General features: G+C 72.4%; 16 protein-coding genes. 10 read left to right on the top strand and 6 right to left on the bottom strand.

Annotated features, from left to right (window positions below; genetic code table 11):
* Positions 1-40 precede the first annotated feature (40 nt).
* The 3 genes from ACLQ27_RS29530 to ACLQ27_RS29520 are packed head-to-tail and all read left to right on the top strand — an operon-like array spanning position 41 to position 3701.
* Positions 41-1177: a glycosyltransferase gene (locus ACLQ27_RS29530; RefSeq protein ID WP_357573432.1), complete on the top strand. Its 1137-nt coding sequence runs from the start codon at positions 41-43 to the stop codon at positions 1175-1177.
* Positions 1178-1221: 44 nt separating this feature from the next.
* Entirely contained in the window at positions 1222-2226 is a 1005-nt protein-coding gene (locus ACLQ27_RS29525; protein WP_357573431.1) for a glycosyltransferase, read from the top strand.
* The gene (locus ACLQ27_RS29520; protein WP_425869790.1) at positions 2223-3701 is read left to right on the top strand and encodes a glycoside hydrolase family 130 protein; all 1479 of its coding nucleotides are present in this window, start codon (positions 2223-2225) and stop codon (positions 3699-3701) included. The genes ACLQ27_RS29525 and ACLQ27_RS29520 overlap by 4 nt, the downstream gene beginning before the upstream one ends.
* Positions 3702-3750: 49 nt before the next feature.
* On the opposite strand, the gene ACLQ27_RS29515 is transcribed toward ACLQ27_RS29520, so the two are convergent.
* Both ACLQ27_RS29515 and ACLQ27_RS29510 read right to left on the bottom strand, forming a co-directional pair.
* Entirely contained in the window at positions 3751-4548 is a 798-nt protein-coding gene (locus ACLQ27_RS29515; RefSeq protein ID WP_357490831.1) for an RNA polymerase sigma factor SigF, read from the bottom strand.
* A 247-nt stretch (positions 4549-4795) separates the two neighbouring features.
* Positions 4796-5842, bottom strand: a complete 1047-nt coding sequence (locus tag ACLQ27_RS29510) for an ice-binding family protein (RefSeq protein WP_357490829.1) — start codon at positions 5840-5842, stop codon at positions 4796-4798.
* A 270-nt stretch (positions 5843-6112) separates the two neighbouring features.
* Between ACLQ27_RS29510 and ACLQ27_RS29505 the strand changes: the two genes are divergently transcribed.
* Both ACLQ27_RS29505 and ACLQ27_RS29500 read left to right on the top strand, forming a co-directional pair.
* Positions 6113-7327, top strand: a complete 1215-nt coding sequence (locus ACLQ27_RS29505; protein ID WP_357490827.1) for a PP2C family protein-serine/threonine phosphatase — start codon at positions 6113-6115, stop codon at positions 7325-7327.
* Between the two features lie 67 nt (positions 7328-7394).
* Entirely contained in the window at positions 7395-8462 is a 1068-nt protein-coding gene (locus tag ACLQ27_RS29500) for a DUF2855 family protein (protein ID WP_357490825.1), read from the top strand.
* A gap of 8 nt (positions 8463-8470) precedes the next feature.
* On the opposite strand, the gene ACLQ27_RS29495 is transcribed toward ACLQ27_RS29500, so the two are convergent.
* The gene (locus ACLQ27_RS29495) at positions 8471-9271 is read right to left on the bottom strand and encodes an SDR family NAD(P)-dependent oxidoreductase (RefSeq protein ID WP_357490823.1); all 801 of its coding nucleotides are present in this window, start codon (positions 9269-9271) and stop codon (positions 8471-8473) included.
* A gap of 100 nt (positions 9272-9371) precedes the next feature.
* Positions 9372-9743 carry an anti-sigma factor gene (locus tag ACLQ27_RS29490; protein ID WP_357490821.1) on the bottom strand — a complete coding sequence of 124 codons (372 nt, stop codon included), beginning with the start codon at positions 9741-9743 and terminating at the stop codon, positions 9372-9374.
* Between the two features lie 362 nt (positions 9744-10105).
* Between ACLQ27_RS29490 and ACLQ27_RS29485 the strand changes: the two genes are divergently transcribed.
* A complete protein-coding gene (locus tag ACLQ27_RS29485; protein ID WP_357490819.1) occupies positions 10106-11941 on the top strand; it encodes a sigma-70 family RNA polymerase sigma factor in 1836 nt (611 codons plus the stop codon).
* A complete protein-coding gene (locus ACLQ27_RS29480) occupies positions 11938-12558 on the top strand; it encodes a DUF305 domain-containing protein (protein WP_357490817.1) in 621 nt (206 codons plus the stop codon). Before ACLQ27_RS29485 ends, ACLQ27_RS29480 begins: the two co-directional genes overlap by 4 nt.
* A 16-nt stretch (positions 12559-12574) precedes the next feature.
* Here the strand turns inward: ACLQ27_RS29480 and ACLQ27_RS29475 are convergent, their stop codons facing one another.
* Positions 12575-13135 (bottom strand): GNAT family N-acetyltransferase, encoded by a 561-nt coding sequence (locus ACLQ27_RS29475; RefSeq protein ID WP_357490815.1) that lies wholly within the window; start codon positions 13133-13135, stop codon positions 12575-12577.
* Between the two features lie 124 nt (positions 13136-13259).
* Between ACLQ27_RS29475 and ACLQ27_RS29470 the strand changes: the two genes are divergently transcribed.
* Genes ACLQ27_RS29470 through ACLQ27_RS29460 form a run of 3 tightly spaced genes read left to right on the top strand, consistent with a single transcriptional unit; the run spans position 13260 to position 16725 of the window.
* On the top strand, positions 13260-13970 hold the full coding sequence (locus tag ACLQ27_RS29470; protein ID WP_357490813.1) for a siderophore-interacting protein: 711 nt from the start codon (positions 13260-13262) through the stop codon (positions 13968-13970).
* On the top strand, positions 13967-15226 hold the full coding sequence (locus ACLQ27_RS29465) for an MFS transporter (protein WP_357490811.1): 1260 nt from the start codon (positions 13967-13969) through the stop codon (positions 15224-15226). Before ACLQ27_RS29470 ends, ACLQ27_RS29465 begins: the two co-directional genes overlap by 4 nt.
* Complete coding sequence (locus tag ACLQ27_RS29460; RefSeq protein WP_357490809.1) at positions 15223-16725, top strand: MFS transporter; 1503 nt, start codon at positions 15223-15225, stop codon at positions 16723-16725. The genes ACLQ27_RS29465 and ACLQ27_RS29460 overlap by 4 nt, the downstream gene beginning before the upstream one ends.
* A 4-nt stretch (positions 16726-16729) precedes the next feature.
* Here the strand turns inward: ACLQ27_RS29460 and ACLQ27_RS29455 are convergent, their stop codons facing one another.
* Positions 16730-19597 carry an FAD-binding and (Fe-S)-binding domain-containing protein gene (locus tag ACLQ27_RS29455; protein ID WP_425869785.1) on the bottom strand — a complete coding sequence of 956 codons (2868 nt, stop codon included), beginning with the start codon at positions 19595-19597 and terminating at the stop codon, positions 16730-16732.
* Positions 19598-19600 lie beyond the last annotated feature (3 nt).

Below are 19600 nucleotides of genomic sequence, written 5' to 3'. Positions count from 1 at the left end.
GTACCCGGGTGGCGGCCGACAACCGGAAGGCCCGACGTTCATGCCCAGCTACGGATTCCTCAGCACTCACCCGCCGACGCGGTGTGGACTGGCCACCTTCAACTCCGCCCTCGCCGCCCAGCTCACCGCGGACGGCACGCGCGGTGGCATCGTGCGGGTCACCGACCACGGCGACGACCAGCGGCCCGGGCCCGGCGTGGTGCACACCTGGTCGGCGCGGACCCCGGCCGGGTGGCGGGACGCCGCAGCCGTCCTGAACACCTTCGACGTGGCAATCGTCCAGCACGAGTACGGCATCTACCCGGGCACCGACGGCGAGGACGTCCTGCCGTTGCTGCGCCGGCTCACCGTGCCGAGCATCGTGGTCCTGCACACCGTGCTGCGCGAGCCCTCCGGCCGGCAGAAGTCCCTGCTGGAACAGATCGTCGCCACCGCCGGGGCGGTCGTCACGATGACCGACACCGCCCGCGACCGGCTGCTCATCGGCTACGACGTGCCGGCGGAGAAGGTGACGGTCATCCCGCACGGCGCCGCCGAACTCGCCGGCGTGCCCGTCGACAGGCGTACCCGTCCGCACCTGCTCACCTGGGGACTGATCGGCCCCGGTAAGGGCATCGAGTGGTCACTGCGCGCCCTCGCCCGGTTGCAGGACCTGGAACCGACGCCCACCTACACCGTCGCGGGCCGGACCCACCCGAAGGTGATCGAGCACCACGGCGAGACGTACCGGGCGGGGCTGCACCGGCTCGGCGCCCAACTGGGAATCGCGCACGCCGTGGACTACCAGGACGTCTACCACGACCAGCAGGCCCTCGGCCGCCTGATCCGCTCCGCCGACGTCGTCGTGCTGCCGTACGACTCCCGCGAACAGGTCACCTCCGGCGTGCTCATCGAGGCGGTGGCCGCCGGAGTGCCAGTCGTGGCCACGGCGTTCCCGCACGCCGTCGAGCTGCTCACCGGCGGGCCGGGCCTGGTCGTACCCCATCAGAACCCGGCGGCGCTCGCCCTGGCGGTCCGGCGGATCCTGACCGAGCCGGGCCTCGCGGCCCGGCTGGCCGGCCGGGTGCGGCCACTGGCCGCGGATCTGCGCTGGCCGGCGGTGGCAGCCCGCTACGGCACCCTCGCCGAGCGGCTCACCGCCGTCCGCCCGCCCGCAGTGAGCGTGGCGTCCGCATGACCGCGACCGCCGGCCGCTCCCGGGCAACCTCCGGCAGGCGGTGGATGACGGCGCCCGTGCCGAGCTTCGCGCACCTGGTCCGGCTGAGCGACGACACCGGCCTGTTCGAGCACGCCCGGCACGCCATCGTCCGCCGCGAGCACGGCTACTGCACCGACGACGTGGCCCGTGGCCTGGTTGTCCTGTGTCGCGAGCCGGAGCCGACCGAGGAGTTGCTGCGACTCGCGGAACGGTACCTCGCCTTCCTGACCCACGCGCAGGACGCCACCGGCGCCTTCCGCAACCGGCTCGGGCACGACAGGCGCTGGGCCGACGAACCCGGGCTCGGCGACTGGTGGGGCCGAGCGCTGTGGGGGCTGGGCACAGCCGTCGCCCGCAGTCCGGCCGCCTGGGTACGGGAGGAGGCGCTGGTCGCCTTCAGCCGTGGTGCGGCGCGGCGCTCCCCCGCGCCGCACGCGATGGCGTTCGCCGGGCTCGGCGCGGCCGAGGTGCTGCGTCGCCACCCGGGCCACGTGGCCGCGGCGGCGTTGCTGGCGGACGCGGCCAGCGCTGTCGGCCCACCGGACCCCGACTCGCGGTGGCCCTGGCCGCAGCAGCGGTTGACCTACGCCAACGCGGCCCTCGCCGAGGTCGTCATCGTCGCCAGTCAGCTGCGCCACGGTGGCCCGCCCCTCGACGAGGGTCTGCGGATGCTGGCCTGGTTGCGGGACGTCCAACTGCGCGACGGGCACCTGTCCGTCGTACCCGCCGCCGGGTGGCGACGTGGCGCCGTACGGTTCCACCACGACCAGCAGCCGATCGAGGTCGCAGCCCTCGCGGACGCCTGCGCCACGGCCGCCACGGTCACCGGCGACCCGGCCTGGGATGACGGGCTCCGGCAGGCGATCGGTTGGTTCCTCGGTGACAACGACCTCGGCACGCCGATGTGGGATCCGGGCACCGGCGGCGGCTACGACGGGCTGACCGCGCACGGTCCCAACCTCAACCAGGGCGCCGAATCCACCCTCGCGCTCATCTCCACCCTCCAGCACGCCCGGCGGTGGTCGTGACCGACGTCCTGGCCGTCCGGCAGGACGTCACCCTCACCCCCGATCCCCGCCGGGTCGTCGTCAAGCTCTTCGTCCCGGGCGAGGACGCGGCTGTGGTACGTACCCGCGCGCGGGCGCTCATCGAGCGTGTCGCGCACCTCGACGACGAAGAGACGGCCCGCCTGCTGCGGGACACCCTCGAACGGTTCGGTGCCCGGCACCGCGACCTCGCCGCGACGTTCCAGCATCATTACGACCTCGTGCGGCACCGCGCCGCCCGGACCGGGCACCTCTCGCCCACCAGCCGACTCCTGGTCGGCGCCTACTTCAGCCACGAGTACGCGGTCGAGGCCGCCGCCCTGTGCAACCCGTCGATGGTGGCCCACCCCGACCAGAGCGGGTTGAGCGCCGGGCAGCTGCGCGTGGCGGTCAGTCTCCGCCAGATCGGCGAGGGTCACCTGTCGTCAGTCGGATTCGCCAGTGCGGTTCTCGGGCCGGGCCGCCAGCTCACCGTCGCCGACCGGTCCGGCCCGCTGGTGGTCGGACAGCGCACGGGAGTGCGGCACCGCCGGGACCTGCTCGTGGCGGGTCTGGCCGAGAAGGACTGTGACAACGAGGTCACCGCCACGGTGCTGGACGCGCTGCCCGACCGGTACGACGAGGCGACGTTCGAGCGGGTCCTCGGTGATCTGCCGCCGGACCTGCTGTCCCGCAGCACCGGGCTGGACACGTTGGAACACCTGCGGCGCACCAACGCCGGCAGCTACGCCACTGCCTTTCCCGCCGGGACGGCTCTGCACGAACGTGTGCTCTGGCCGGCCACCCCGGCGGAGAGCAACGGCATGGAGGACGCCCGGTTCGTCCTGTTCACCGGTGGGTCGCGGCCGGTGTACCGGGCCACCTACACCGCCTACGACGGCCGGAGCATCGCCACCCGGGCGCTGGTGAGCCCCGATCTGCGCCACTTCGAGATGACCCCGATGCGGGGGCCGGGAGCCCGCAACAAGGGGATCGCACTGTTCCCCCGTACCGTCGGCGGTCGGCACCTGGCGCTGTGCCGCGCCGACGGCGAGACCATCGGTCTGACCGTCCTGGACGCCGACAACCGCTGGCAACACCCGGTCCCGTTGCACGGGCCCCGGGACAGCTGGGAGCTGATCCAGGTCGGCAACTGCGGCTCTCCGATCGAGACCGAGGCGGGCTGGCTCGTGCTCACCCACGGCGTCGGCCCGATGCGCCGGTACGCGATCGGCGCGCTCCTGCTCGACCTGCGCCGACCGGATCGGGTGATCGCATATCTTCCCGGTGTGCTCCTGGCCCCCGAACGGTCCGAGCGGGACGGCTACGTGCCGAACGTCGTCTACTCCTGCGGCGGACTCATCCACGACGGCGAGCTGTGGCTGCCGTACGGCGCCAGCGACGCGCGGGTCGGCTTCGCCACCGTGCCGGTGTCGGCCCTGCTCACCGCGATGGCGCACGCTCCGCCCGAACACTGAGGGAGGGACTGAACGCCGACGGGCGGACGCGCCGCGGCGGTCGGATGGATCAGGCGAAGTCGGCGGCGAGGTGCCCGCGCAGCGTGGCCAACGATCGGGTGATCAACCGGGAGACGTGCATCTGGGAGACGCCGATCTGCTCGGCGATCTGGGCCTGGGTCAGGTTGCCGTGGAACCGCAGGCTGAGGATCCGGCGTTCCCGTTCGGGCAGCGTGGCGAGCGCCGGACCGAGAGCGACGCGGAGGTCGACGAGGTCGAACTCGTGGTCCCGCTCCCCGAGGGTGTCGCCGAGTTCCATGCTTCCGTCGATGCCGGTGGGTGTGGACAGAGAGGTCGCCCGGTACGCCCGGGCTCCCTCCAGCCCTTCCAGCACGGTCTCCTCGGAGACGTCGAGGTAGCTCGCGATGTCGGCGACAGTCGGCGAGCGGCCCAGGGTGTGCGTCAGCGTGCTGTTGGCGGCGCTGATCGACAGCCGAAGCTCCTGGAGGCGGCGCGGCACCCGCACCGACCAGGTGCGATCCCGGAAGTATCGCTTGATCTCCCCGACGATGGTCGGGATGGCGTACCCGCTGAAGTCGACGCCCCGCGTCGCGTCGAAGTGGTCGACCGCTTTGATGAGGCCGACCATCGCGGTCTGCGTCAGGTCCTCGTCGGGGGCGCCGCGCCCCGAGTAGCGCCGGGCCAGGTGGCGGGCGAGCGGCAACCACGCCTCGATGGCGCGGTCCCGCAGGGCCGGTCGGCGCGGGTCGTCGGCCGCGGTGGTGGCCAGCTCGACAATCAGTTCGTCCGTGCCGGCGTTCCGTCGGCTGGCAGCGGTGCTGACCGTGGGTTCGACAGTCGTGAGCATGGGCTGGTCCTCTCCGTGTCCGCCCGTCGACCAGGACGACCGGAGAGAATCCGATGTGCTGTCGACAGGACCACGACCACGGGCCTCGCCGCCGCGTCATGTCGTTTCAGGTGGTGCGGTGTGCACGTTACCCGAAAGTGCGGTCCATTACTAGCCGAAAGTATGAGATTGGGCAGCTGGATGCGCTGCAGCGGCGCGTCCTGGGGGTGCCCCGGCGGTCGGTCATCCGGCCGCCGGGGCACCTCGGTCAGGACTCGAGCTGTCGGCGTCGACGCAGAAGGAGCAGCAGGGCTGCGCCGCTGGCGATGGCGATACTGCCGACCGCGGTCAGGGCGGGCAGCAGGCCGCCGCCACCCCTACCGCCGGTGACGGGCAACTCGGTGCGAGTGGGGACCACTGTCGGCTGGCCGGTCGGCGTCCCGGTGGGCTGGCCGGTCGGCGTCCCGGTGGGCTGCCCGGTCGGCGTGCCGGTCGGGGTGCCGGTTGGCGTCCCGGTCGGGGTGCTGGTGGGCGTGCCGGTCGGTGTCCCGGTCGGGGTCGACGTGGGGGTTCCCGTCGGCTGGAGGCAGACGGGCGCGTTGATCGTGTTGGTGTCGAGGGTGACCGCCCCGGTCTGCGCCAGGGCGCGGCCCTGGAGGGTGGCGCCGGTGTTCATGGTGATCGACGTCTGGGCCAGGATGTTGCCCATGAAGCGGGTGCCAGTGCCGATCGTGGCCGAGCTGCCCACCTGCCAGTAGACGTTGCAGGGCGAGGCGCCGTTGATGAACACCACGCTGCTGTTCGAGGCGGTGATGAGGGTGGAGTCGATCTGAAAGATGAATACCGCCGCCGGGTCGTTCTGACTGTTGAGCGTCAACGTCCCGGTCAGCTGTGCGGCGCCGATCCGGTAGACGCCCGGAGTCAGTGTGGCGCCGCCCAGCTCCGCGGGCAGGTTGGTGAACGGCGTTCGACCGGCGGCGTCGTTGTACGCCGTGGTCAGGTCATTCTTGGCCTGCAGTGCCACGGCGTCGCCGAGGTGGATCTCCCCGCCGACGATGCCGGGCGGAAAGCCGGGTGCGGTGTTGCCGGGGCTGACGCCGAGGCTCTGCGCCAGGAAGCTCGGCCCGGTGTTGGTGGCCGTTGAGCCGGCCAGCACGGAGAAGTTCGCCGCCGTTCCGAGATTGACCGGCGCCTCGGCCGCGCTCGCGCCGGTGCCGCTGAAGATGAGGACGGCGACGGCCGCGCCGCCGGCGGCGACGGCCGTCAACGCGGACATGACCGCGCGCCGAGGTCGGCGCAATAGTGTGGTTGTCACGATGTGCCCTTTCACGAATGCGTCTCACCGGACGTCGGCCGAGTCGGCAGGTGACACCCGCACTCCGAACCGCAGATGGGACGTAATCGGACTTTTTAATATCTAATACCTCAAAACTGACCTAAACCCAATATCGCTTTAGCTGACCGGTATTCGCCTTTCGGCGGGCAGGGGCCGCCGGCAGCAGGGAGTCCCTCGTCTCCTGCACCCTTCGTACGTTGGCAGTTCGCCGTCGGGCTTCTACGGTGGTCAGGACACGGGAGGTGGAGCTTGGTCGACGCCGGCGATGCGTCGCGTTGGTTGCAGCTCAACGCACCCCGGGGCGGGCCGGACGAGTTGTCGCTTCTGGTCACCCGGGCCGCGCCGGCAGTCGGCGCCACCGAGATCGTGATCTATCTGGCCGACTACAACCAGTCCTGTCTCGTGCCACTGCTGGGCGCCGGTATCGCCCGGGACGAGCTGACTATCGAGACGACCCTGGCCGGTCGGGCGTTCACCACCCTCGACGTGCAGCGTGCCGCCGACAATCCGGACCGCCTCTGGGTGCCCCTGCTGCTCGGCTGCGAGCGGCTGGGCGTGCTGGAGGTCGTGTCGCCGGCCGCCGCCGACACAGCGTTGGACGGGCCGGCCTGGGAGTTGGCGGTGAATGTCGCCCAGGTCCTGGTGAACCGTCGGCTCTACGGCGATGTCGTCGAGCGGATGCGGCGGCGCCTGCCGATGCAGGTCGCCGCCGAGATCGTCTGGGGGCTGTTGCCGCCGCTGACCTTCGCGACCGACGACCTGGTGATCACCGCGATCCTCGAACCGTGCTACGACGTCGGCGGCGACATCTTCGACTACGCGCTGAACGGCGACGTGCTCAGCCTCGGGCTCTTCGACACCTGCGGGCACGGCATCAAGGCGAGCACCCTGGCCTCGCTGGTGGTCAGCGCGTACCGCAACGCCCGCCGGTCCGGCCTCGACCTCGTCGACACGGCCATCAGCATCGACCGGTGGGTGCGCTCCGAGCACCCCAGCTACTTCGCGACAGCGCTGCTCGCCGAACTGGACCGGCGCACCGGTCAGCTCCGGATCATCAACGCGGGTCACCCCGGCGCCATGTTGCTGCGCGACGGCAAGGCCATCCGGGAGCTGCCGGGGCCTACCGCGCTGCCGCTCGGTCTGGGTCACCTCTCCGAGGCAAGACCCCAGGTGTACGAGGAGGAGCTGCACCCGGGCGATCGCATCCTCGCCTACACCGACGGCATCACCGACGCGAGGAGTGCCGACGGTGAGCGGTTCGGGCGGGACCGCCTCGTCGACTTCGTCAACCGCGCCCTCAACGACGGGCTGCCCAGCCCGGAGACGATGCGCCGCCTGGTGCGCGCCGTCCTCGCGTACCAGGACGAGCAGCTCGACGACGACGCCACGGCCCTGTTCCTGGAGTGGCAGCCTCCGCACCTGCCGTTGGGGCATCTGCGGCACATCACCGCGCCCCAGCCCTGACCGCCGAGTGGGATTTTGCACTCCCAGTGCACTTGTCTCCTCATTCGAGGCTGTCTAGCGTCACACCATGGCTGACTCGTGGACCTTCGCCGTGGCCCGTGCCGACCTGCGCCACACCACCATCGCCGACTCCGGGGAGCCCGCGCCGCCCGACGGTGCGGCGCTGCTGCGCGTGGATCGCGTCGGCCTCACCGCCAACAACGTGACCTACGCGGTGCTCGGCGATGCGATGCGCTACTGGGAGTTCTTCCCGCCCGGCCCGCGAGGGCTCGGGCCGCAGTGGGGTCTTCCGCCGCTGTGGGGCTTCGCCGACGTGGTCGCCTCGACGGTCACCGGGGTCGAGGTCGGCCAACGGGTCTACGGTTACCTGCCGCCCGCCGGCCACCTGGTGGTCCGCCCGGACCGGGTGGACGCGTCCGGCTTTCGCGACGCGAGCCCGCACCGGGCCGAACTGCCCTCGCCGTACAACGCGTACCGGGCGACGGCCGGAGACCCGGTCTACCAGGCCGATCAGGAGGACCTGCTGATCCTGTTCCGGCCGCTGTTCTTCACCTCGTTCATGTTGGCCGACCAGGTCGTCGACAACGACTTCTACGGCGCGCGGTCGATAGTCCTGTCGTCGGCGTCCAGCAAGACGGCGTACGCCGCAGCGTCCGAGCTGTACGGTCGCGGCCCGCGACTGGTCGGGCTCACCTCGCCCGGCAACGTGGCGTTCACGCGGTCACTCGGGTGCTACGACGACGTCATCGCGTACGACGACATCGACGCCCTCGACGCGGTCGCCACCGTGTACCTCGACCTGTCCGGAGCGCCCGCCACCCGGGCCGCGCTGCGCGCCCACCTCGGCGACCGGCTCGTCCGGGACATCGCTGTGGGGCTCACCAACCAGACGCCCAACGCGGAAGCCGCCGGGGAGGTCTTCTTCGCGCCGGTGCAGATGCGCAAGCGCGGCCGGGACTGGGGTCGCGACGGGCTCGACAGGCGGTTCACCGAAGCCTGGCAGCGGTTCGTCCCGGCGGCGAGCGGGTGGCTCGACGTGCGGGTCGGCAACGGTCCCGAGGCCCTGCGGGACGCGTGGCTCGACGTCCTCGCCGGTCGTACGCCGCCCCGGGTCGGTCACGTCGTCCAGCTGTGAGCCGGCCGCTACGGGACGATCGCGTCCACGTAGCCGCCGTCGACCCGGACCGCCGCGCCGGTCGTGGCGGAGGCGAGCGGAGAGGCGAGGTAGGTGACCATGTTGGCGATCTCCTCGGGCTCGATGAGCCGCTGGAGCAGCGACTGCGGCCGGTGCAGCCGCATGAACTCCCGCTGCGCCTCCTCCCAGGGCAGACTGTCGCCGACGAGTTCGGCCACGAAGTCCTCCACGCCCCCGGTGTGGGTCGGCCCGGCCAGCACCGAGTTGACTGTCACTCCGGTGCCGGCGGCGGCCTTCGCGAACCCGCGTGACACGCCGAGCAGAGCCGTCTTCGAGACGCCATAGTGGATCATCTCGGCGGGGATGGCGACCGCCGAGTCACTGGCGATGTACTGCACCCGACCCCAACCGCGTTCCATCATCTGAGGCAGGTAGGCGCGGGTCAGCCGGACGCCGGCCAGCACGTTCACCTCGAAGTAGCGACGCCACTCGTCGTCCGAGATCTCCAACGCCGGGGTGGGGCCGAAGACGCCGAGGTTGTTGACCAGGATGTCGACGTCGGGCAGGAGGTCGAGGGCGCGGGCCGTACCCTCGTCGGTCGACACGTCGGCGTCCACCTCGACGACCTCGGCGCCGGGGACCTCGTCGCGCAGCGCCGTGGCCGCGCGCCCGACCGAGGCGGCGGTACGGCCGTTCACTGCCACCCGGGCCCCCGCGCGGGCGAGCCCGACCGTGATGGCGGCGCCGATGCCCTGGGTCGAGCCGGTCACCAGCGCGGTCCTGCCGGCGAGATCGATCTGAACCGTCATGTCTGTCCTGTCCGTTCGCACCACACCGAACCCTGGTCGGGGGACGGCTTCCGCAGCCTCGACCGTAGCCGCGCCGACCCGACCCGGCAGGACGAGTCGGTCAGCTCAGCGTCACGAGTCCCACGATCCGGGTCGGGGCGGAGGAACCGCCCGCGGGTTCGTTCGACACCCCGAACGCGCCGGCGGCAGCGACCGGACCGATGACCGTCGTCGGCTCCCGGGCGCCGGCGGTCAGCAGGCCCACCGAGCGGGCCGGCTCGGCACCCCGGATGAGCCACAGTTGGTAGGCCCGTCCCGCACCGGGGTCGGGCAGGTCACGCAGCAGGATTCGTCGCCGGCGCCCTGCCGGATTGGTGCCGGCCAGAAATGTTTCCGCGCAGCTCTGACCTGCCTCGATGACCGCAGGTCCGCTTCGCCGCGCCCTGACGACGCCTGGGGCGCTAGGCTGTGGGTGCGGGCACCGATGGCCCATCGCCGGGCCCGCCCCTCCGCCTCCCCACGGCTTCGAAGCTGCCGATGACTGAGTCGAGCGCTGCCGTGCACATCTCCTGGAGCACCTTGTGCCCGATATGACCTCCGCCCGGAACCCCTTCACCATCGAGGGGGGAAGGGTCGTCGACGACGAGCGCAGTCCGGCCGCGGACGTCAGCGCAGCGTCCATGACCCGCCTGCGTACTCCGTTCGCGGCCGGGACCGAGGCCGGCGCGTCGGCCGACCGGCCCGACGGACCGGAGGAGAAAACCGTAATCTGACCCGCCGCCGCTCGTCTCCGATTCAGGAGGCGGTCAGCGCTCACGCGCGCCGACCGGACCGAGCGCACAAGGAGTGGGATCCATGTCGTCAACCGGTCGGGCAGCACCCGAACCCGGGCTGGTCGTCGCGGCTCGACAGGGCGACCGGCGCGCTCTCGACGACGTCGTGGCGGCCTCGCTTCCGCTGGTCTACAACATCGTCGGGCGGGCGCTGCGCGGCCATGCCGACGTCGACGACGTGGTCCAGGAGACCCTGGTACGGGTGATCCGGCACCTGCCCGCGCTCAACGATCCGACGGCGTACCGGTCCTGGCTCGTGGCGATCACCATCCGCCAGGTGCGCGACTGGGATCAGCGTCGCCGTGTCGCCCTCAACCGCGACGCCGGGCTCGACGCGATCCATAACGTGCCCGATCCCGCCTCCGACTTCGCCGGGATGACGATCCTCCGGCTCGGCCTCACCGACCAACGACGTGAGGTCGCCGAGGCGACCCGCTGGCTCGACCCGGACGACCAGGAACTGCTCTCGCTCTGGTGGCTGGAGGAGACCGGTGAGCTGACGCGGGCCGAGATCGCCGAGGCCGCGAGCCTGTCGCCGGGGCACGTCGCGGTGCGCATCCACCGGATGAAGGAGCAGATCCAGAGCGCCCGGGGCGTCGTCCGCGCCCTGCATGCCCGCCCCGGCTGCCCGGACCTGGGCGCGGTGGCGGCCGAGTGGGACGGCACTCCCAGCCCGCTGTGGCGCAAGCGGCTGGCCCGACACATCCGGGACTGCGCGTTCTGCGAGCGCCCGGGCGCCACGTTCCTGCCGATCGACAGGCTGCTCGCCGGGATGCCGATGCTGCCGCTGCCGGCCGGCCTCAGCGCCCACCTCCCGAGTGCGACGGTGCCCCCGGCCGCCGCCGCGCCGGCCGTCGGACCGCATCCCCCGGGCGTCGCCGAGCTCGCGGGGCACGCGCCCCGTGCTGTGGTTCCCTACCTGGCCGCCGCAGTGGTTGCCGCGGTCCTCGCGATCACCACGTTGGTGGTGGCGCTGCCGGACGATCCGGCCGCCGAGCCCTCCTGGGCCGTCCCGCCGCCCGTCGCGCCCACCACTGTCGCCTCCGCGTCCGCCTCCCCGAGCAGCGCGCCGTCACCGAGCGCGCGCCCGACGTCGAAGGCGCCAGTCGCACCGGCGGTCAGCTCCGCGCGCAAGGGCGTCGGGGTGTGGAACTTCGCCGGAGCGAGCCAGGCGTTGGCCAGCTCGAAGGCCGGTTGGTACTACACCTGGGGCACCCAGCACCCGGGGATCAGCACTCCGCGCGGCGCGACATTCGTACCCATGATCCGCAGCGCGGAGAACGTCACCGCAGCGGAGCTGGCCCGGGCCCGGGCCGCCGGGCCGCACCTGCTCACCTTCAACGAGCCTGACCTGCCCGAACAGGCGAACATGACAGTCGAGCAGGCACTGGACCTGTGGCCGCAACTGATGGCGACGGGCAGCAGGCTGGGCAGTCCGGCGGTCGCCTGGGGCGGCGCGGACCCGCGGGGTTGGCTGGACCGGTTCATGACCGGCGCAAAGGCCCGGGGTCACCGGGTGGACTTCATCACCCTGCACTGGTACGGCGCCGACTTCACGACCGCCGCGGCGGTCAACCAGCTTCGGCAGTACCTGCAGGCCGTCCACCAGCGGTACCGCAAGCCGATCTGGCTGACCGAGTTCGCTCTGATCCGCTACGACGGCGGGCGTCAACAGTTTCCGAGCCAGGAGCAGCAGGCGGCCTTCCTCACCGCGGCGGCGGACATGCTCGGCCAACTCTCCTACGTGCAGCGCTACGCCTGGTTCGGCCTCCCCGCCACGGACAAGGACCGGTCCGGGTTGTTCAGCGACGGCACCAGCGCGACGGTGATCGGCCGCGCGTTCCAGGCCGCGCGGTGAACGGGCGGGCCGGGCGGATCGTCGGCGTCGTCGCGACGCTGGCCGCGACGGCGCTGGCCGTCGGCCTGACCCGGGATGCGGGCCGCACGGACCGGGCCGCAGCGCCCGCGTCAGTCGCTCCCGCGCCGACTCCGTCCGTGCTGCTCAACGGCACCGACGACGCCTTCATCCAGCTGCTGCTCCCGATGAACGAGGGTGCGCTCGCGGTGATCGACGACCTCGACGACAGTCCGTCGGCCGCAGACCCCGCGCTGCGCGCCGTCCTCGGTGACATCCGGGCTGCGCACCGGGCCGAATCGGTGGAACTGCGCAGGCTGCTGGCTGCCGGCAACATTCCGGAACAGAACATCCACGCGGGGCATCAGATGCCCGGCATGGTCACCGACGCCGCTCTCGCCGAGCTGCGCGCCGCTCCCGAGCCCGAGGTGCGGTCCCGGGCGGTCGGTCTGATCCGGGCGCACCTCGCGCAGTCCGTCGTGCTGTGCCGGGGCGAACAGACCGCAGGGGGCAGCCCGGAGCTGAAGATGCTCGCCGGCCGGATCCAGGCGTCGCGAGCTGCCGAACTGGACGCTCTGGCAGGTCAGCCCGGCGGAACTGCTGCCCCGCCGGCCGACTGAGCCGGCGCTGCCCCGGTCAGATCGACGCCCGGTGGTCCGACTCGAACCGGGAGCGGGTGAGGAACGCCAGTTGGGCGCGCTTGCCCGGCATGTCGATCTCGGCATCGAAGGTGAAGCCCTCGATCTCCAGTCGGCGCAGCGCGAGGCGGTTACGAACGTCCGGCTCGACGACGATCCGCTGGGCGGCCGGGTCGCGGAACAGGAAACGGGCGAGGGCCGGGCCGACGGCGTCGGTCAGGCCGCGGGCCAGCTGCCGAGGAGGGTTGAGCAGCAGGTGCATCCCGACGTCCCCGGACTGCACGGCGTACCGCTCGCCGACCGGGTCCGCCTCGGGCTGGTAGCTCTGGAACAGACCGACCGGCTCCCCGTCGATCATGATCAGGTACGCGTGGTGCGTGGGCAGGCCGTCGACGAAGGCGTAGATCTCGCGGACCTCATCGAGGGTGTGTGACCCCATTCCCCAGAACGAGTTGCGGGGCAGGGTGACCCAGCCGTGCAACAGCGCGGCGTCGCGGTCGGGCGCGACGGGTGTCAGCGTCAGCTCGCCGAGTCCGGTGATCTTCTCCTGGTGTGTCATGTCGCGGGTCCTTTGCTGGTTGGGGTGATCGCGGCCGAGGTGACGTGAGGAGGACACGCGTTCCGCCGGCGAGGGAGTTAGGTTACCCTCCCCTAACAAAGGCTGGCCTTACCTGGAGGGGTGCGTGAAACGGAACTGGGAAGCCCTGGTCCTCAAGGCCATGGGAGGTCGGGACTTTCAGTTGACGGTGCGGGCCACCGAGTCGGTGGACGGGCACTACCAGCGGCTGCTCCTCGACGACGGCGGCCTGCTCGAGGCGTGCGGAGTCCACCCCACGATGTGGGTACGCCTGTGGTTCGACAACGACGGCCGGGCGCACCAGCGGGCGTACACGCTTGTCGACCCCGACCCGGCCAACGGCCGGTTCAGCCTCGAATTCGCCATCCACGACGGCTGCGCGGCCCGCTGGGCCACCACCGCGCAGGCCGGCGACACCATCGTCGCCACCGTCCAGGGCAGCGCCTTCCAACTGCCCGACCCGGCGCCCGAGCACCTCTACCTCGTCGGCGACGCGGCGTCCCTGCCGGCGGTGAACAGCCTGCTCGACGCCGGCGCCGACATCCCGGCGACCGTCTGGCTGGAGTACGCCCACGAGGGCGAGAAGGCCCTCGCGCCGCGCGCCCGGGCGCACCACGACGTCACCTGGGTGCCCCGCGACGCCGACCGTCAACACCTCGTCGAACGAATCCGCACCGACCTGCCCGCCAACGACGCCGCCCACTACTGGGTGGCCTGCGAGGCGGCCACCACGCGCGGCATCACCCGGCACATCCGCCGGACGCTGGGCGTCGACAAGGACCGGCTGACGTCGCTCGGCTACTGGCGAGCCCCGTGAGAGGCCGACTCGGCACCCTGACCGCGCTGTACGTCACCCAGTACCTCGGCATCGGCTTCATCACCGTCGGGCTGACCGCCATCCTGCGCGACGGTGGCACGTCCCTGGACACCCTCGCGCTGTTGCAGGTCGTCGGCCTGATCTGGCCCATCAAGTTCCTCTGGGCGCCGATCCTCGACAGGTACGGCTCCCCGCGCCGCGGCCACTACCGGTCCTGGCTCCTCATCCTGCAGAGCGCGCTGGTGCTGGCCCTGCTGGCGCTGCTGCCGTTTCCCCGTCCGGCCGACGCGCTCGGCCCGGTCATCGCCATTTGCGCCGCGTACGTCTTCTTCTCCGCCACCCAGGACATCGCCGTGGACGCCGTCGCCGTGCGGATGCTCGGCGAGACGGACCGGGGGACCGGCAACGGCATCCAGGTGGCCGCGAGTTACCTCGGCAACCTGCTCGGCGGCGGCGCCTGCGTGCTGGTCTACGACCGGTTCGGCTGGGTGCCGGCGGTCGGCCTGCTGGCCGCGTTGACAGCTGCCGGGCTGCTGGTGGTGTGGCGGTTCTCCGAGCCCGCGCGGACCGATCGGGTGGACCGCGTCGGCACTGCCTACCGGGCTCTGCTGTCGGTGTTCGGCCAGCCCGGCTGCCGGTGGTGGACCTTCGGCGTCGTGCCACTTGTCTACGTCGGCGCGGGCATGGCGTACGCGCTGGTGACGCCCGCCCTGGTGGACGCGGGGTGGTCGCTGGGCCGGATCGGCGTGGTGACCGGCGTGGTGACGAGTGCGCCGGCCATCGTGGCGGGTCTGGTCGCCGGGGTGGGCATCGGCCGGTTCGGGCGCGGCCGGGTGCTCGTGGCGGGCGGCGTGGCCCTCGCGGTGTCGACGGCGATGCTGCTGCCGTTGCTGAACGGCCGCGCGTCGCTGGGCGGGACTGTCGTCGCTCTCTGCTGCTTCATGGTGGCCTACACGATCGCCAACGTCGTGCTCTACACGGTCAACATGGACTACTCGCGACCAGGCACCGGCGGCACGGACTTCACAGTCCTGTCGTCGTTCGGCCTGGTCTGTTCGTTCGTGGCCGCCTCGGTGGGCCTGGCGGCGGCCGACCGGTTCGGCTACCCGTCGGTCGCGATCGCCGCCATCGTGCTGGTGGCCGCCGGGGTCGCGGTCGGCCTCGCGCACCAGCGGCGCTTCCCCCGTACGCCAGGTGCCGTTCCCGGTTCGGCCGCCGAGCCCCTGCCCGCCGACGGCGTACGGACAGCGGTGTGACAGTCGTCCAGCCGGTCGCCGTCCAGGCGGCGGCCCGAGCGCCACACCGCTGGCTCATCCTGGCCGTGCTCTGCGTCGCCCAACTCGTCGTCGTGCTGGACAACACGATCCTGACCGTGGCGGTGCCGGTGCTCACCACCGAGTTGGGCGCCAGCACCGCCGACGTGCAGTGGATGATCAACGCGTACGCCCTGGTCCTGTCCGGGCTGCTGCTCACCGCGGGTGCCGCCGCCGACCGGTACGGCCGGCGGCGGATGCTGCTCGCCGGCCTCGTCCTTTTCGGACTCGGCTCGCTGGTGGCGGGTCTCGCGAGCACCAGCGGTCAGCTGATCGCCGCCCGGGCGGGGATGGGCGTCGGCGGGGCGCTGCTGGTCACCTCGACGCTCGCGGTGGCGATGCAGGTCTTCGACGGCCCCGAACGGTCCCGCGCGATAGGCATCTGGGCGGCTACCAGCGCGTTGGGCTTCGCGGTCGGACCGCCGATCGGCGGCACCATCCTGGCCCACCTGCCGTGGGGCGCGATCTTCCTGCTGAACGTCCCCATCGTGCTGGCCTGCCTGCTCGTGGGCCGGGCGCTCGTGCCGGAGTCCCGTGGCCCGGCCCATGGCCGACTCGACGTGTGGGGCGCCATGCTCTCCACCGCGGGGCTGACCGCTGTCGTCTTCTCGATCATCGCCGGGCCGGAGCGGGGCTGGGCCTCGACCGAGGTGCTCGGCACGGCTGTCGTCGGCGTGGTCCTGCTCGGGTTGTTCGTCAGCTGGGAGCGGCGGATCAGCCACCCCATGCTGGACATGCACTTCTTCCGGGACCGCCGGTTCGTCGGTGCGGTGTCCGGCGTCGTCCTGATCACCTTCGGGGCCACCGGCGCGCTGTTCCTGCTGACCCAGCACCTGCAGTTCGTCCGCGGCTACCCGGCCTGGGAGGCCGGCCTGCGCATGGCGCCCTTCGCCCTGTCCATCGTGCTGCTCAACGTCAGCGGCGTCGCCGCCGCCGTGATCCGCCGTCTCGGCCTGGCCGCCGCCATCGCCGTCGGCATGGCGTTGCTCGCGACCGGCCTCGCGGCGGTGACCCTCCTGTCCTCCGACGGGTACGGGGTGCTGCTGGGCGGCCTGCTCGTGATGGGAATCGGGTGCGCCCTGGCCAACCCGGCGATCGTGGAGGCGGTGATGAGCGCGATCCCGGCCGAGAAGGCAGGTGCGGGTGCCGGGGTGGACGGGACCATGACCGAGGTCGGCAGCAGTCTCGGCATCGCCGTCCTCGGTGCCGTGTTGAACGCCCGGTTCGCAGCGCTCCTTCCCCCCGCGCTGGCCGGCGCGGAATCGTTCCCCGCAGCCCTCGCCGCCGCCGACGAGGGGCCGCAACGGCAGGCGGTGACAGGTGCTTTCGCCTCCGCGTTGGAGACCGGGCAGTTGGTGGGCGCCGTTGCGGTCCTGGCCGGCGGCCTGCTCGCCGCCGCGCTGCTGCGCCGCGCGGGCTCCTCGCCGGCCCGGCGACGGTGACCCGCTAGGCCGGTGGCTCGACCGCCTCGACGAGCACCTGGAGCACGTGCCGGTACGGCTGCCCGGTGGCCCGGCTCATGCCCATCTCGCAGGTGCGGTTGCAGGACGCGTACGCGTCGTGGTCGCGTTGGTTGACCTCGGCGGCCTGGGCGGCGGTGGCGCCGCTGGTGACCTCGGGATGCAGCAGCCCCCGGTCACCGGCGAACGCGCAGCATCCCCAGCTGTCCGGCACGGTCACGGTGTCGGCGACCGCCCGGGCCACGGTGTGCAGGTCGTCGATGCCGCCGAGGTGGACTGTGGAGCACGTGGGGTGCAGGGCCAGCGAGCCCAGCCGCCGGGGTTCGGGCAGCTCCGGCAGGAGGTGTTCGGCGGTGAAGGTCACGCTGTCGACGAAGCGCAGCGCGGCGTACCGTGCCCGGTCCTTCTCGGCCAGCGCGGCGGTCAGCTGGGTCAGCCCATGGGTGCAGGAGGACGCGTCGCACACGATGGGCAGCCGGCCGTGGTTGCTGGCCGTCCACAGCGCCGCCAGGGTCCGCTCGGCCATCTCGCGGTGGCCGGCGGGGTAGCCCTTGGACTGCCAGGGCGTCCCGCAGCACAGGCCCGCCGTCCCGGCCGGCACGACGACAGGCACCCGCGCCAGCTCGCACAGGCGCAGGAACGCCGCCGCCGAGCCGCCGGACGGGCCGTCCTCCGGCGCGAAGACGCTGCCGATGCACGCCGCGAAGAACACCGCCCGCGCGTCCGGCGCGCTGCGCGGCTCGGGCCGAGGGCCGCCGCCGCGCGGCATGTCGGCGCTCCACTGTGGTACGAGTTCGGTGGCGCCGAGGGAACGGAGCACCCCGGTGGCCGCGCGGGTCAGCGGTGTCGGCACGGCGTGCGCGGCGTTCAGCCCGACCCGGACGCCGGCCACGGCGCCCTTCCAGTGCCGGGCGACACCGCGGGCGGTGCGCTGGGCGAGTGGACTGTGCCGCTCGGCGCGCAGCCGCTTCATCGCCGCGCCGGTGTCGATGCCGACCGGGCAGGCGGTGACGCAGAGGCTGTCGGCGGCGCAGCTGTCCACCGCGGCGTACTCGTAGTCGGCGGTCAGCTCCCGGCGGCGTTCCTCGTCTCCGGCAGCAGTGGCGAGGGCGATCTGTCGTTGCAGGACGATGCGCTGTCGGGGAGTGGTGGTGACGTCGGCGGTGGGGCAGACCGGCTCGCAGTAGCCGCACTCCACGCACGCGTCCAGCTCCGCGTCGACGGTCGGGACGGCCTTGAGCTGCCGCAGGTGCACCGTCGGGTCGTCGTTGAGCAGCACACCGGGGTTGAGCAGGTCGCTCGGGTCGCACAGCCGCTTCAGCTCGCGCATCACGTCGTACAGCTCATCGCCGTACTGTCGCCGGACGAAGGGCGCCATGGCGCGACCGGTGCCGTGCTCGGCCTTGAGTGTGCCCCCCTCGGCGAGCACGAGGTCGACCATGTCCTCGGTGAACCGGGCGTAGCGGTCGATCTCGGCCGGTGTGTCGAAGGACTGGGTCAACATGAAGTGCAGGTTGCCGTCGCGGGCGTGTCCGAAGATCACCGCGTCGGGATAGCCGTGCCGCTCGAACAGGCCGATCAGGCCGTCGCAGGTGCCGGTCAGGCGCGGCATCGGCACGGCGACGTCCTCCAGCAGGGCCGTGGTGCCGGGCGGGCGAGCGCCGGCGACCGCCGTGTAGAGGCCCTTGCGCAGGTGCCAGAGCCGGGCCCGCTCGCGCGGGTCGTGGGTCAGTTCGGTGCCGGCGACGGCGGGCAGCCGGTCGAGCACGGGCTGGGCGTCGGCAAGCGTCGCGGCCAGCCGCTCCGCGCTGTCCTCGGCGAACTCCACGAGCAACGCGGCGTGCCCGACGACAGTCAGCCCGCGCAGGGCCGGGCTCGCGTCGGGGTCGCGCTGGCTGACCCGCAGCGCGGCGGCGTCGAGCAGTTCGGCGGTACGCGCGCCGGCGGCGAGCAGGGCCGGCAACGCGTCGGTGGCGGCGCTGAGACCGGGCAGGATCAGCAGGCCGGTGGCGGCGTGTTGGTGGATCTCGACGGTCCGGAAGACGGCCTCGGCCACGAACCCGAGCGTGCCCTCGCTGCCGATCATCAGGTGGGCCAGCATGTCGACCGGGCTGTCGTGGTCGAGCAGCGAGTTCAGTCCGTACCCCATGGTGTTCTTCATGGCGAACAGCCGCTCGATCGTGGCGCGCGACCCCGGCGTCGCGCGCACCCGGTCGCGCAGGCGCAGCAGCCCGGCGTGCAGGTCGGGCTCGGCGGCGCGCAGCCGGTCGTCGGCGTCGCGGGCGGCGGAGTCGACGACGGTGCCGGACGGGAGGACGAAGCGCAGCGACTCCATGGTGCGGTACGCGTTGTCGGTGGTGCCGCAGGTCATCCCGCTGGAGTTGTTGGCCACCATGCCGCCGACCGTGCAGGCGGCCTCGCTGGCCGGGTCCGGTCCGAGCCGGCGGCCGTAGCGGGCCAGCCGGGCGTTGGCCTGCCGGATCGTCAGGCCCGGCTGGAGCCGGATGCGGCGGCCGTCGTCAAGCACCTCGGCGTGCCGCCAGTCGGTGCGTACGTCGACAAGCACGCCCGCACCGCCGGCCTGCCCGGCGAGGCTGGTGCCGCCACCGCGCAGGGTCAGCGGCACGCCGGCCTCCCGGGCGCCGACCATCAGCGCGCCCACCTCGGCCGCCGAGGCCGCGCGGACCACTGCCTGCGGCTCGAACAGGTACGGCGAGGCGTCGTGCGCCGCCGCCAGCCTCCGGGGCAGCTCGGCGCTGACCCGGGTCGGATCGTCGAGGTGCGGGCGCAGCAGGTCGGCCACCTCGCGGGCACGGACGCCGGCGGCGTTCGGCGCGGGAACGACGGTGCTCATGGG

It is taken from the genome of Micromonospora sp. DT63 (genome assembly GCF_049841615.1).
Classification (GTDB): Bacteria; Actinomycetota; Actinomycetes; order Mycobacteriales; family Micromonosporaceae; genus Micromonospora.
The sequence above is the reverse complement of the archived record's forward strand: the minus strand, read 5'-3'. Positions and strand labels throughout refer to the sequence as shown.